The organism is Flagellimonas marinaquae (genome assembly GCF_023716465.1).
GTDB classification, from domain to species: domain Bacteria; phylum Bacteroidota; class Bacteroidia; order Flavobacteriales; family Flavobacteriaceae; genus Flagellimonas; species Flagellimonas alginolytica.
Map to the genome: position 1 here is coordinate 1,582,085 of NZ_CP092415.1, position 14,335 is coordinate 1,596,419.

Annotated in this window: 13 protein-coding genes; all 13 read left to right on the plus strand. The window is 37.0% G+C overall.

The annotated features are described in order from the left end of the window. Nucleotides 1–22 precede the first annotated feature (22 nt). From rfbB to MJO53_RS07160, 13 genes are read left to right on the plus strand one after another with little or no spacing between them, the layout of a single operon-like run. Nucleotides 23–1,084, plus strand: a complete 1,062-nt coding sequence (gene rfbB, locus MJO53_RS07100) for a dTDP-glucose 4,6-dehydratase (protein ID WP_252081020.1) — start codon at nucleotides 23–25, stop codon at nucleotides 1,082–1,084. A gap of 5 nt (nucleotides 1,085–1,089) precedes the next feature. Beyond that, nucleotides 1,090–1,959, plus strand: coding sequence for a glucose-1-phosphate thymidylyltransferase RfbA (gene rfbA, locus MJO53_RS07105; protein ID WP_252081021.1), 870 nt, complete (start codon nucleotides 1,090–1,092; stop codon nucleotides 1,957–1,959). Next, nucleotides 1,959–2,537, plus strand: coding sequence for a dTDP-4-dehydrorhamnose 3,5-epimerase (gene rfbC, locus MJO53_RS07110; RefSeq protein ID WP_252081225.1), 579 nt, complete (start codon nucleotides 1,959–1,961; stop codon nucleotides 2,535–2,537). The genes rfbA and rfbC overlap by 1 nt, the downstream gene beginning before the upstream one ends. A gap of 30 nt (nucleotides 2,538–2,567) precedes the next feature. Next, nucleotides 2,568–3,698 carry a non-hydrolyzing UDP-N-acetylglucosamine 2-epimerase gene (gene wecB / locus MJO53_RS07115; protein WP_286037777.1) on the plus strand — a complete coding sequence of 377 codons (1,131 nt, stop codon included), beginning with the start codon at nucleotides 2,568–2,570 and terminating at the stop codon, nucleotides 3,696–3,698. Beyond that, nucleotides 3,695–4,906, plus strand: coding sequence for a UDP-N-acetyl-D-mannosamine dehydrogenase (gene wecC / locus MJO53_RS07120; RefSeq protein WP_252081022.1), 1,212 nt, complete (start codon nucleotides 3,695–3,697; stop codon nucleotides 4,904–4,906). The genes wecB and wecC overlap by 4 nt, the downstream gene beginning before the upstream one ends. A gap of 16 nt (nucleotides 4,907–4,922) precedes the next feature. Next, nucleotides 4,923–5,501 carry an acyltransferase gene (locus MJO53_RS07125; RefSeq protein WP_252081023.1) on the plus strand — a complete coding sequence of 193 codons (579 nt, stop codon included), beginning with the start codon at nucleotides 4,923–4,925 and terminating at the stop codon, nucleotides 5,499–5,501. Next, nucleotides 5,501–6,601: a DegT/DnrJ/EryC1/StrS family aminotransferase gene (locus MJO53_RS07130; protein ID WP_252081024.1), complete on the plus strand. Its 1,101-nt coding sequence runs from the start codon at nucleotides 5,501–5,503 to the stop codon at nucleotides 6,599–6,601. The genes MJO53_RS07125 and MJO53_RS07130 overlap by 1 nt, the downstream gene beginning before the upstream one ends. After that, nucleotides 6,598–7,533 (plus strand): Gfo/Idh/MocA family protein, encoded by a 936-nt coding sequence (locus tag MJO53_RS07135; RefSeq protein WP_252081025.1) that lies wholly within the window; start codon nucleotides 6,598–6,600, stop codon nucleotides 7,531–7,533. The genes MJO53_RS07130 and MJO53_RS07135 overlap by 4 nt, the downstream gene beginning before the upstream one ends. A gap of 16 nt (nucleotides 7,534–7,549) precedes the next feature. After that, nucleotides 7,550–8,806, plus strand: coding sequence for a lipopolysaccharide biosynthesis protein (locus MJO53_RS07140; RefSeq protein WP_252081026.1), 1,257 nt, complete (start codon nucleotides 7,550–7,552; stop codon nucleotides 8,804–8,806). A gap of 2 nt (nucleotides 8,807–8,808) precedes the next feature. Continuing rightward, nucleotides 8,809–10,620 (plus strand): asparagine synthase (glutamine-hydrolyzing), encoded by a 1,812-nt coding sequence (gene asnB, locus MJO53_RS07145; RefSeq protein ID WP_252081027.1) that lies wholly within the window; start codon nucleotides 8,809–8,811, stop codon nucleotides 10,618–10,620. A gap of 17 nt (nucleotides 10,621–10,637) precedes the next feature. After that, entirely contained in the window at nucleotides 10,638–11,900 is a 1,263-nt protein-coding gene (locus MJO53_RS07150) for an O-antigen ligase family protein (protein ID WP_252081028.1), read from the plus strand. Beyond that, a complete protein-coding gene (locus MJO53_RS07155; RefSeq protein WP_252081029.1) occupies nucleotides 11,878–13,179 on the plus strand; it encodes a hypothetical protein in 1,302 nt (433 codons plus the stop codon). Before MJO53_RS07150 ends, MJO53_RS07155 begins: the two co-directional genes overlap by 23 nt. Before the next feature lie 23 nt (nucleotides 13,180–13,202). After that, nucleotides 13,203–14,270: a hypothetical protein gene (locus tag MJO53_RS07160; RefSeq protein WP_252081030.1), complete on the plus strand. Its 1,068-nt coding sequence runs from the start codon at nucleotides 13,203–13,205 to the stop codon at nucleotides 14,268–14,270. Nucleotides 14,271–14,335 lie beyond the last annotated feature (65 nt).

Genomic DNA, 14,335 nt, shown 5'->3' on the forward strand with positions numbered 1-14,335 from the left:
AAGGGGCTTTAAGCATATATTAATGGAGCACAATATTTCCAAAAACATTCTTATTACCGGCGGTGCCGGGTTTATAGGCTCACATGTGGTTAGGCGATTCGTTTCCGAATACGAAAACTATCAAGTTTTCAATTTGGATGCCCTGACCTATGCAGGAAATTTGGAAAACCTTAAAGATATTGAAGACGCGGACAATTATACCTTCATCAAAGGAGATATTACCGATACGGACTTTGTAAACAAGCTTTTTTCCAAACATCATTTTGATGGTGTGATCCATTTGGCGGCAGAGTCCCATGTAGATCGTTCGATCACAGACCCGTTGTCGTTTGTAAGGACCAATGTTTTTGGAACCGTTAATTTGCTGAATGCATCCTTGGGGTTGTTCCGGAATAATCCAGGGTTTGTGTTTTATCATATCAGCACCGATGAGGTCTATGGTAGTTTGGGAAGTCATGGTTTTTTCAAGGAATCTACAGCATATGCTCCCAATTCCCCTTATTCGGCCTCTAAAGCAAGTTCGGACCATTTTGTAAGGGCATATGGGGAAACGTATGGCCTTCCTTTTGTAATTTCCAATTGTTCCAACAACTATGGGCCAAACCAATTTCCAGAAAAGTTGGTTCCTCTCTTCATCAACAATATCATTCAAAAAAAACCATTGCCCGTTTATGGTGATGGCAACTATACTCGGGATTGGCTTTTTGTAAAAGATCACGCCCAGGCCATAGACTTGGTGTTCCATCAAGGAAAAAAGGGGGAAACATACAATATTGGCGGCTTTAATGAGTGGAAGAATATTGAACTGACCCAATTATTGTGCAGATTAATGGATAAAAAATTGGACAGGCAGGCAGGCACTTCGGCAAAGCTCATAAGCTTTGTAAAGGATCGTCCAGGACACGACCTAAGATATGCCATCGATGCCTCGAAAATTAATAAAGAATTAGGGTGGGAACCATCGGTAACATTTGAAGAAGGTTTGGAGCTAACAATAGAGTGGTATTTTGATAATAAGGAATGGCTAGACCATGTTACTTCGGGAGACTACTTGGAATATTATAAAAAGCAATATCAAGCATAAATAGGATGAAGGGAATCGTATTGGCAGGAGGAACAGGCAGTAGATTGCACCCACTTACCTTATCGGTGAGCAAACAGTTGATGCCCATTTACGATAAGCCGATGATCTATTACCCCTTGTCTACCCTTATGTATGCAGGAATAGAGGAAATATTGATTATTTCCACACCCAAAGACCTTCCACTTTTTAAAGAATTGTTGGGCAATGGCCACAAATATGGTTGCTCATTTTTCTATGCGGCCCAAGATTCACCCAACGGGCTGGCGGAAGCATTTATTATTGGGGAAGAGTTTATAGGGGATGATAAGGTGGCACTTATTTTGGGCGATAATATTTTTTATGGAGCGGGATTGTCCAAGTTATTGCAGAGCAACAATAATCCCGAGGGCGGCATTGTTTATGCCTATCGCGTAAACGACCCACAAAGATATGGGGTTGTGGAGTTCGATGAGAATGGCAAGGCAATTAGTATCGAAGAAAAGCCCAAGCAACCCAAATCCAACTACGTAGTACCGGGCATTTATTTTTATGACAACGAAGTCGTGGACATTGCCAAAAACATTGAGCCCAGCAAAAGGGGCGAATTGGAAATCACTGATGTAAACAGGGCGTATCTAGAAAGAGGAAAACTGAGCGTAAGTATTTTGGACAGGGGCACTGCCTGGTTGGATACAGGAACCTTTCAGGCCCTAATGCAGGCTTCCCAGTTTATAGAAGTAATCGAGGAACGCCAAGGATTTGTGGTTGGATCTATAGAAGTGGCAGCATTTGAAATGGGATATATAAATGCAGATCAGTTTAAAGAATTGGCCAAGCCCTTAATAAAGAGCGGCTACGGTGAACGTTTATTGGGTATTTTGAAGAAAGAGGGATGATAAAGGCGACGGAGACCAAGTTAAAAGGATGTTTTGTAATCGAACCTACAATCTTTAAGGATGACCGAGGTTATTTTTTCGAGAGTTTTAATCATAGAGAATTTTGTAAAGCCATTGGGCAAGAGGTGAATTTTGTACAAGATAATCAGTCCTATTCCAAAAAGGGAGTGTTAAGAGGACTGCATTTTCAAAAAGGCGAACATGCCCAGGCCAAGTTGGTTTCCGTATTGGATGGAAAAATTCAGGATGTAGTGGTCGATTTACGTAAAAATTCCCCTACTTTTGGCGAGCATTTATCCATTGAACTGGACAATGAGGATAAAAGACAACTGTTTGTACCAAGAGGATTTGCACATGGTTTTTTAACTTTGAGCGAATTCGCAAGAGTTTTATATAAATGTGATAATTATTATAATAAAAGTGCAGAGGGAGGTATAGTCTATCGGGATATCGATTTAGGCATAGAATGGAAAATCGATTCTAAGAACTTGTTACTTTCTGATAAAGACCTAAAGTCGCCCACCTTGAAAAATTATTTAGAAACCGGACAGTCCTATCAAAACTATTTAAAGGGGTAGGTAGTTTAACAGTCAGTAAAAAAGAAATTTTTGAAGAAAAAGAACCTTATTGTTTTTGGAACTCGTCCAGAGGCCATCAAAATGGCCCCTCTGGTAAAGCAATTTGAGAAGTATACGGATGAATTTGAGACCAAAGTTTGCATAACAGCCCAGCATAGGGAAATGTTAGACCAGGTGCTTTCCTTTTTTGAGATAATTCCGGATTACGACCTTAATCTAATGAAACCCAATCAAAACCTTTATGGTTTAACGGCAGACATTATCTTGAATCTAAAAGAAGTTCTTGAAGAATTTGAGCCGGATTATGTGTATGTCCATGGCGATACAACAACTACAATGGCCACAAGTATTGCAGCCTTTTATTCTGGATCAGGTGTTTGCCATGTTGAAGCTGGTTTGAGAACCTTCAACAAAAAATCTCCTTTCCCTGAAGAAATGAATAGATGCGTTACGGGAGTAGTCAGTGATATTCATTTTGCGCCAACGGAAACATCTAAAGAAAATCTTTTAAAAGAAAACAAGCCTTCAGATTCGGTTGTAGTAACAGGCAATACCGTAATCGATGCATTACAGATTAGCGTTGCAAAGGTAAGCTCCAATACATATGAAGACGAGGAAATCAGCAAGGTGTCCCAAATTTTGAAGCCGAATAAAAAACTTATTTTGGTAACGGGTCACCGTAGGGAAAATCATGGGGATGGGTTTTTGAGTATTTGTGAAGCTTTAAAGGAAATTTCCCAAAAATATGATGATGTTCAAATAGTTTATCCGGTACACTTAAATCCTAAAGTTCAAGAGCCGGTATACAAAATACTTGGTGGTGTTCCAAATATAGAATTGATAGCTCCTTTATCTTACCCGTCCTTTGTGTGGCTTATGAATCAATCTTATATGATAATAACCGACAGTGGAGGTGTACAGGAAGAGGCGCCAAGTTTGGGCAAGCCTGTACTAGTAATGAGAGATACAACCGAAAGGCCAGAAGCAGTTGAAGCGGGTACGGTTCTTTTGGTCGGTACAAACAAAGAATTGATTGTATCCGAAGCTTCAAAACTTTTAGAAGATAAACACGCATACGATAAAATGACAAAATTGCATAATCCTTATGGTGATGGAAAAGCTTGTAAAAGAATTGTGGAACATATAAGAACACAAAAATGATAGACCCATCAGTGGTAATGGTAGGATTGGGCTATATAGGCCTTCCTACGGCTGCATTGGTAGCACAGAACAAAACAAAGGTATTTGGTGTGGACATCAACCCGGAAGTGGTTGAAACCATAAATGCCGGTAAAATTCATATTGTAGAACCAGAGTTGGATGTAGCGGTTTCCAATGCGGTTGCTTCTGGTTATTTGAAAGCTGGGACAGTGCCTGTTGCCGCCGATACTTTTATAATTGTAGTGCCAACTCCATTCAAAGGAAAGAATGAACCGGACATATCCTTTGTTCAGGCCGCTACAAAGGCCGTCTTACCTTTGTTAAAAGAGGGAGATTTGTATATCATTGAGTCAACGTCGCCGGTTGGGACTACGGAAAAAATGCGTGATTACATATACCAAGAAAGGCCAGAGCTTGAAGAGAAAATTTTCATTGCGTATTGTCCCGAAAGAGTATTACCAGGCAATGTTATGTATGAATTGGTTAACAATGACAGAGTAATAGGGGGAATCGATGAAGAATCCACCGAGAAGGCAACTGAATTCTATTCGAAGTATGTGAAGGGTAATTTGCACAAGACCAACGCTCGTACTGCTGAGATGTGCAAACTAGTGGAAAACTCTTCAAGGGATGTGCAAATTGCTTTTGCCAATGAATTGTCCCTGATAAGTGACAAAGCCGATATTAATGTTTGGGAGTTGATAGCGCTTGCCAATAAACACCCTAGAGTAAATATTCTGCAACCCGGTTGTGGTGTTGGGGGTCATTGTATAGCGGTGGACCCTTACTTTATTGTTTCAGACTATCCTATGGAATCCCAAATCATCGGTAAAGCAAGAGAAATTAACAATTACAAATCATTTTGGTGTGCAGAAAAAATCAAGAATGCGAAGCTTGATTTTCAATTAAAAAATGGTCGAAAACCTAAGATTGCTTTGATGGGTTTGGCCTTTAAACCTAATATTGACGATTTAAGAGAATCCCCTGCAAAATATATCGCACAAAAGGTTTTACAGGACGCTAATGATGAAGAGTATTTTATTGTGGAGCCCAATATTAACGAACACAAAGTTTTTAAACTCACAGGGTATAAGCAAGCTATAGAAAAAGCGGATATCATAGCTTTTTTGGTGGCGCATGATGAGTTTAAAAACCTAAAAATCAATGAAGATAAAGTGGTGTTAGATTTTTGCGGGGTTAACCGTTAATGAAAAGTAGCAACTAATGAAAAATACCTTTTTTTCTCATGAGACGGCAGTGATTGATTTTGGCTGTACTATAGGAAACGACACAAAAATTTGGCATTTCTCTCATATAATGCCCAATTGTGTTATTGGAGAAAGATGTAATATAGGCCAGAATGTTGTTATTTCTCCTAAGGTCATATTAGGAAGAAATGTAAAGATACAGAATAATGTTTCAGTCTATACAGGAGTTGTATGTGAAGATGATGTGTTCTTGGGTCCCTCCATGGTATTTACAAATGTTATCAATCCGCGTAGTGCCATCAACCGTAGGGGGGAATATGCAAGAACTGTGGTTCGGAAAGGGGCGTCAATAGGAGCTAATGCAACAATAATCTGCGGGAACGATATTGGGAAATATGCTTTTATTGGAGCAGGAGCAGTAGTAACCAAAAGTGTACCTGATTATGCGCTGTTGGTAGGTAATCCTGCGAAACAAATTGGCTGGGTGGGAGAATACGGGCACAGATTAAAATTTGATAATAACGGAAAAGCAATATGTCCAGAGAGTGGTCAAGAATACCAGTTGGATAATGAGAAAGTAATACGTATTAAATAATGAAAATAGATTTTGCCAATCTACAGAAGGCCTTCCAAGAGCACGAGGAAGAATTTTTGTCTGTGACGAAAGAGGTCATGACCTCGGCTCGCTATATTCTGGGGAAAGAAACGGATGAGTTTGAAGCTGAGATTGAAAAGTTTACAGGTGTAAAATATGCCTTAGGAGTTTCATCAGGTACAGATGCGCTACTATTGGCTATGATGGCCTTAGGTATTAACGCTGGGGATGAGATTATCACCACCCCATTTACCTTTATCGCTACAGCTGAAACCATTGCTTGTTTGGGCGCCAAACCAGTATTCGTGGATATAGACCCGCAGACCTACAACATTGATGCCTCTAAGATAGAAAGTGTTATTACGGATAGAACTAAGGCAGTTATGCCAGTTTCCTTGTATGGTCAAATGGCAGATATGGGGGCAATCAACACAATTGCCAAAAAGTATGCCCTTGCGGTTATTGAAGATGCGGCCCAGAGTTTTGGCGCCACACAAGATGGAAAAAAAAGCTGTAGTGTCTCTACGATTGGATGCACTAGCTTTTTCCCAGCAAAGCCTTTGGGGTGTTTTGGTGATGGAGGGGCTGTATTTACCAATGATCAAACGCTTTATCTTAAAATGAAGGCTATGCGGGTACATGGACAGGTAGAACGTTATATTCATAAATATATTGGAATGGGAGGGCGTCTGGATAACATTCAGGCTGCAATCTTGGGAGTTAAATTAAAGTATTATTGTCAAGATATTACAAGACGGCAAGAAGTGGCAGAACGCTACAATAGTTTATTGCAAGGATTTGTTCCCTTACCTATAGTGAAAGCAAAAAACGACTCGGTGTGGGCTCAATATACCATTCGAGTTGCGCAACGGGACAAAATTCAAGAATATTTAAAAGATAAAGGCGTTCCTACAGCGGTTCATTATCCCATTCCCTTACATTTACAGGAGTGCTTTGCCTATCTGGGTCATAAAAAGGGAGATTTTCCTTTTGCGGAAAAGGCGGCAAATGAGGTTATGAGTCTTCCTATGAACCCATACTTGACACAAGAAGAACAAGAATATATTATTAATACACTACTTAAATCCTTACATCAATGAAAAACTTTGCCTTAATAGGAGCGGCCGGCTATATTGCACCTCGGCACATGAAAGCTATTAAAGATACAAACAATACGCTTTTAGCAGCGTATGATAAAGGGGATAGTGTAGGCATTATCGATTCTTATTTTCCAAATGCTGATTTCTTTGTGGAATTTGAACGGTTTGATCGTCATATAGAAAAGCTCAAGTATGAAAAAAAAACATACTTGGATTATGTAAGTATTTGTTCACCAAATTATTTGCATGATGCACATATTAGGTTTGCTTTAAGAAGTGGTGCAGATGCAATCTGCGAGAAACCCTTAGTTCTGAATCCATGGAATATTGATAAACTGAAAAAGGTAGAAGAAAATACGGGTAAACAGGTATTTAATATTCTCCAGTTAAGAGTACATCCTAGTATAATTGCCTTAAAGGAAAAAGTAGCCAAATCTGATAAAAGCACAAAATTTGAAGTAGATCTTACCTACCTAACATCTAGAGGGCACTGGTACCAGACCTCTTGGAAAGGGGATGTGAGCAAGTCTGGAGGGATAGCGACCAATATTGGTGTTCACTTTTATGATATGCTTTCTTGGATTTTTGGGAATGTTCAGGAAAATGTGGTTCATGTCCATGAAAGAGATAGGGCCGCTGGTTATTTGGAGTTTGAGAATGCTAGAGTAAGATGGTTCTTATCCATTAATGCTGAATATTTGCCCCAAGAGGTGAAAGCTAAGGGACAAACCACTTTTAGATCTATTACTATAGATGGGGAAGAGTTGGAGTTTAGCGGAGGTTTTACAGACTTGCACACCATGGTATATAAAGATATTTTGGCTGGTAATGGTTATGGCTTGGAAGCGGCAAGGACTGCTATTGAAATTGTTCATAAAATAAGAAATGTTGAGCCGGTTGGGTTGAAGGGGGAATATCATTCCTTCCTATAAGACTAGCAACCAAAATATGAAAAGGTTACTTGATCCATTTAAAACCGAATATTTCAATAATGTATCCATCCAGCTGATTGGCACTGGAATCGCACAATTGATACCGTTTCTAGTATCCCCGATACTTACAAGGTTATATCAGGAGGAAAACTTTGCTACGTTCACCTTTTTTATGGCAATCGTGGGAGTACTGGTAATACCGAACGGAGGCAGGTATTATTATGCCATGGTGGTTCCACGAAAGGATTCAGAGGCCATAGATTTGGGGAAATTGAGTTTTTGGCTCATTATTTTCTATAATTGTTTTTTGCTTCTTTTAATAGTCTTCTTTTATAATCATCTAAACGCATTTTATGCCCTTAAAGGGTTATGGTTTGTAATACCATTATACGTAGCATTTTTTGGCATTTATAATATAGTCCTTTATCTATCGGTAAGGCAAAAATTTTTCAAGGAAAACGCTATTGCAAAAATCGCCCAAACTGTAAGTACTTCTATTTTTAGTATAGTATTGGCCTTTTTTGGACTTATTAACTCTGGTTTGATTTTCGGCAAGATAGCAGGCACTGTTACTTCAATACCTTTCTTTAAGGCTAAATTGAACCTGCAAACAGATGCAAAGCGACTTGTAGCGGTTGCAAGAAAATATATAGACTATCCTAAAGTCACTATTTTGCCGGCACTTTTGGACGTGTTTTCTGTTCAGGCCCTTATTTTTTTTGTTGGAACTTACTATTCGGAAGAAACTTTGGGGTATTTGGGACTCACCAATATGATTTTGGTTGCCCCAATGGCACTGATAGGGGTTTCCTTTAGGGATGTGTTTTATCAAAAGGCAGCTACATTTTTCAATAAAAAGAATTATTATAAAGCGAAAAGACTATTTTTAGGATCGGTATTCATTCTTTTTTTAATAGGTGGGTGCATAGCTTTCATTCTTTACTTTTTTGGCAAGGAAATCTTTTCTTTGGTCTATGGAGAAAATTGGGAAACCTCGGGTAGTTTTGCAGTCATTTTGGGTTTTTCTCTGTGGGCAAAGTTGTGTACCAGCCCACTGTCCTCGATTTTCAATGCCACCAATCAGCTAAAATTGCTTTCGGCATGGCAAATCACCTATTTTTTTACCACAGTGATTACCCTTTTATTTACAATAGTGTATTTTAAATTACCAATAAAACAGACTTTGATTGTTTATACAGTACATGAGGTATTAATATATGCCCTTTATTTTTTCATTCAAAAACAAGCACTTAAAAAATTTAAAACTCATTAGCAATGTGTGGAATAGCAGGAATCATTAATAAAAAGGGAGATTCACCCAAGTTGGCTGATATTAAAAAAATGACAGATGCGGTTGTTCATCGAGGGCCGGATGGGGAGGGTCACTTCATAGATTCCAATATTGCCTTTGGCCATAGAAGATTGGCCATCATAGATTTGAGTAGTGCTGGTCATCAACCCATGGAGATGGATAATTTGGTCATAACCTATAATGGTGAGATATATAACTATTTGGAAATCAAAGATGAGCTAAGGCAAAGAGGTTGTGTTTTTACTACCAAGACAGATACTGAGGTGATTTTAAAGGCCTATGAGTACTGGGGAGAAGGGTGTGTTAACAAATTTAATGGCATGTGGTCTTTTGCTCTTCTAGATAAGGTGAGGGGAAAAATTTTCATTAGTAGGGACAGGTTCGGCATAAAGCCTTTTTATTATTTCGAAAATAAAGAAGTTTTTTTGTTAAGTTCCGAAATACGACAAATTTTAACCCAAATCCAAGAACCAAGCGTCAACAAACAAACATTGTTCGATTACCTATACTTGGGATATCATCATCATAGCGACGAAACTTTCTTTAAGAATATTAATTCCTTACCGCCAGGGCACAATTTAAGTTATGATATAGGTAAGAATACATTTTGCATAAAAAAGTACTATGAGTTGACAATTAACGAAGATTTCACTTCACTTAATTTTGAAGGTGCAGAAAAACTTTTCCAAAAAACAATAGATAAAGCGATTGCTCTCAGGCTGCGCTCTGATGTAAGGGTGGGTACCTGCCTGAGTGGCGGAATGGATAGTTCTTATATTGCAGCAACAGCTGCAGAGGAATACCATAAAAGTAGTACAGACAAATTTACTGCGTTTACAGCTAAATCAATAGAAAAAAGAAATGATGAATCACACTTTGCCAAAATGGTAGTAGATGCTTTCCAATTGGATTGGAAAGTGACTCAACCCTCAAAGGAAGATTTTTTGGAAGTGGCCGAAGAGGTAATCGAAACACAGGAAGAGCCTTTTGGGTCTCCATCGATTATTATGGCTTATTTTGTAATGAAGAAGGCAAAAGAAGAAGGCTGTACGGTACTTCTCGATGGTCAGGGCGGCGATGAAAGTCTCCTGGGATATGACCGTTATTATCCAGCCTATATCAACCAACAAAAAAACATTTTTCAAAAAATTAAAAGTGCTGTCCAGATTTCTCGAAATTCAAAACTATCTCTAAAAGATGTTATGTTGTATAACATTTACTTTAACAATGCCTCAGTGCGAGCATTTAGGCAATTGAGAAGACATAATTATATAAAAAGGGAGTTTACTTTCTTTATCAATAAAAAGTTACTTCAAGACGTCGCCTATGCTAATAAGGACATACATAGGTTGCAGAAATTTGAATTGACCAAGGTGCAGTTGCAAAAACTCCTGAAATTCGAAGATAGGAACTCCATGAAATTTTCTATAGAAACAAGAGTTCCTTTTGTTGATTACAACGTTGTAGAACTGGCCTATTCGCTACCTTTTTCATATAAGATGCGCAAAGGATGGTCGAAGTATATACTGCGAAAATCAGCTGAAAATAGATTGCCGGGTGAGATTGTATGGAGAAAGAACAAATTTGGATTTGAGGCTCCGACAAAAAAATGGTTATCGGACAAAGAATCTTTTTTAAAGGAAATAAAGTCCTCATCATTTCTGGAAAGGTTCGTGCAAAAGGATAGGTTAAATAAAGGTATCGATGACATTACCTTATGGAAGTTATATAATATTGCTGTCTGGGCGAGAAAATTCGATATCCGGTTTGACTAATTTGTGGGTTTAGGTAAATGAAGAGAATTAATCCAAATAGTGTGTTGAAAGCACAATACTTTACCTTATACGCTTTTGCGTTTACCTTACCTTTACACCAAAAAATATCGACTTTAATTTTAGTCCTATTATCCGTTTTGTCCTTGCTTCGGCTAAATAGGAAAATTGATTTCGGGATTCCTTCATATATTTTTCCTGTGGCACTCTACATTTTGGTAGGCCTTTCCTTGCTGTATTCGGAGAGTTTTGAATTCAAGTATTTGGAAAATCGAGCTTCACTGATAACTTTCCCATTAATTTTCTTGACGCTTAAACTAGATAATGTAATTGTTGTAAGAATATTAAAATACTTTGTTCTTGGGTGTTTAACAGCCATTGTATGCTGCTACTTAAACGCTTTTAATAATTCGTTAGAGTGGAGTGGTGGAAGATTGGTGTTCCGACCATTGGTAAACGAAGACTTTTCTTTTTTTTATGCCGTGGTTAGGGATGGTAATTATTTTTTTGCTAAACACTTTTCTATTTTCCACGACACCATATACTTCTCCCTTTATTTGAATACGGCTATAGCCATAATCCTTTCCCATTCCGTAAAAAAATCAGGGTTCAACAAATGGAATATTCTTGCGCTGTTTTTGTTAACCCTCGTTGTTTTTCAATTGTCCAGTAAAATGGGAATTATTATATGCTTTATTTTATTCACATTGTTTTTATTTATAAAATTGAAAGACCTGAAACTTAAAATTTTAATTCCATTGCTTATAATTATCTTAGGCTCAGTGTTTCTTGTCAAGAATCCAAGAGGGAAGGTCATGGTAGAAACTTTTATAGAAAAGGGGTTGACTATCGACCCTGAAAATAGATTTGGTTATGGCCTAAGGTTAATGTCCTGGGACGCTGCTATATCTATAATTGAGGGAAATTTATTGTTTGGTGTTGGAGTAGCAGATGCTCAAAAAGAACTGAACAAGACCTATAAAGTCAAAGGCTATACTACTCCTTTAAAACAGAATCTAAACGTACATAATGGATTTTTACAAATATTATTAGAGTGTGGCTTACTCGGTTTATTTGCTCTCTTGGCCATTTTTATCGGTTTCTTACATGCACTTTTTAGCATTCCTTCAAAACAATTGTTTAATCTGTTTCTTCTAATCATCTTAGGTTTAGGATTTCTTTTTGAAAGTATGTTAAATCGTTTTTCAGGAATATCCTTTGTGATGCTTTTCTATTGTTTACTTGTAAATTACAGCCAGAATGTTAGGAAAACAGCATGTTAATGTAATCGTAGATAGAACTAGAGGCAAGAATGCTACTCTTCTTATTGTTCTATTCCTTGTTTTGCAAATATGTTTTACCCAAGTTGTAAAGGATCTCTATGTTTTTCAAAAAGTATCATTATCGGTAGGCTTAATCTTTGAGTTTAAAATATTTCGCTTTTTGTTGGCTACCTTTCTAATTCTTGCCTGGATTGTTTTAATTACGTTGGTTAGAACTAAAGGATTCCTCTACATGATTTTAGTATTAATTCTTGTCTTTTTTGTTTTCCCTAGTGGCATCTTATATTCCAATACTGTTAGTATTGATTCTCGAATTTTTCTTTCCCATAATCTATTTTTTCTAACAACATTGGGTCTGGGTAAGATTAGGTTGAAAATACCATCCAAAACCATCGATTTATATTCTTCTCGAAAGTTATTGTTGAATACTGTTTTGATTGGGATAATTCCATTTTTAATTTTGTATCTACCTCATATAAACCTTAAAAATTTATTGCTAAAGGAAGTTTATGAAACTAGAGCATTTATGTCGGCCTCTGTTAATAATTTTTACACCGCATATACCTATTCTTGGTTTAATAAAATTTTAATTCCTACTCTGATAGTATTCGGCATATATTTTAAGGATAGAAAAACGGTCCTGTTTTCGGCCTTCACCTTAATTTTTTTATACCTGTGTGGGGCACACAAAGCTGTCTTTGTTGGATTATTGATGGTTTTAATCCTTTATAGATTTGATTACTGGAAGAAGGCTACCTATTTTATCAGTTTTATTGTTTTTTTAGCACTTTTCTCTCTGTTTTTATCCCAGACTTTTAATAATGACTTTTTAATGGTAATGACAGTGCGTAGGGCAATTTTTTTGCCAAATCTCCTGGACATCCTCTATTTTAATTTTTTTGATGGAAACCATCTTTATTGGTCAGAGACGTTTGATGGTCTCTTTATAAACTATCCATATGAATTATCGCATTCTTATATTGTGGGCGAGGCTTTTTTTAATGATATTAAATGGGGTGCAAATAATGGAATAATATCAGATGGATTTATGAATTACGGATTGATCGGTGTTTTTATCAATATTTTGATAGTTAGCTTTTATTTTTCAATATTAAATCAATTAAATATTAGCAGTAGATTTTTTGGTGTGTTTTTCTTACTGTTTTTCGTTTTAATTAGTTCTTCCCTGCCTACTGTAATGTTGACCCATGGAGGCTTTTTATTAATATTGGTTTCTTTTATCTTTCTAAAAGACACTGCTTTTAAAATGGAACAATAAAGAGTAGAACGTAAACTAATTAGATGCGAAAAGTACTAATTCTTACTAAAACAAATTGGGATGAACCGCCTAGAATAAGGCATCAAGTCACTCGAATGCTTAAAAAGCATGGCTACCAAATTACTTTTATAGAAAAGTGCTCCTATAAGAGTTTCTTAGTAAAAGAAAGAATGGAAGAGGGAATAACCTTTTATTCTCATCCCGAGTTGATTCACCATCAATTGAGGCAAAGTAGATTTATCCAAAGAGCCAATAATGCCCTCGTGAAGTTCTATTTAAAAAAAATTATCCATAATTTAGAATTCGACTTTGTAATTAATTTTTGTTACGATTATTCTTTTTTGCCCCAGTTAGCGGGCAATAAAAAAATCATTACAATCATCAATGATGATTTTGAAGCACAGGCCAAACTTGGAATGGAAAAACAAATTCGGCTTCAAACACAGGCTACTTGTATGAGTTCAGACCATGTTTTGACCGTTTCCTATCCCCTTTATGATAAACTCAAGACATACCGAGACAATGTCACCTTATTTTTTCCTTGGAGCCAAAAAAAATACAAAAAACCGAAGAACTCTCTAGATCGGAATACTGTTCTATATTGGGGTTTTATCGGAAGAATGGATTGGCCGATGATTGAACGAATCATTAACAACACGAACTACCACTATCGCTTTATAGGCCCCCCTGACCGAAATGAGGATAAAAAAATGGTTGATTTTATGACGCGGAACCATGCAAATTTTGAACATATACCTTATTCTGCCTTTAATGAACTTAAAAGTGACGATGTCTTTTGTTCCATTATCCCCTATAATCCAAACAAAGAAAGTGTTCAAGCTTGCACTATTAGTAATAAGGCGTTCAACCTTCTTTCTTTGGGTTTGCCTTTGGTTTATGCAGACCTTAGGCATCTCATAGAGGCGCCTAGCACAGTAATGAAAAAAAATAAATCTTTAGAAGAGTATGTTGATACTCTGAATTTTTATAAAAACAACTTTGACGAAGTTCAAAACGATATTGAATTGTTTCTACATGATCATTATGAAGAAAAGCGCTGGTTGGAGTTAGAAAGAATTATGAACAGCTAATCGAATTTAGGGCTTTAATATAACAGGCCCGAAAAACCTGCAGTTTCAATATGAGGTTAATTTTT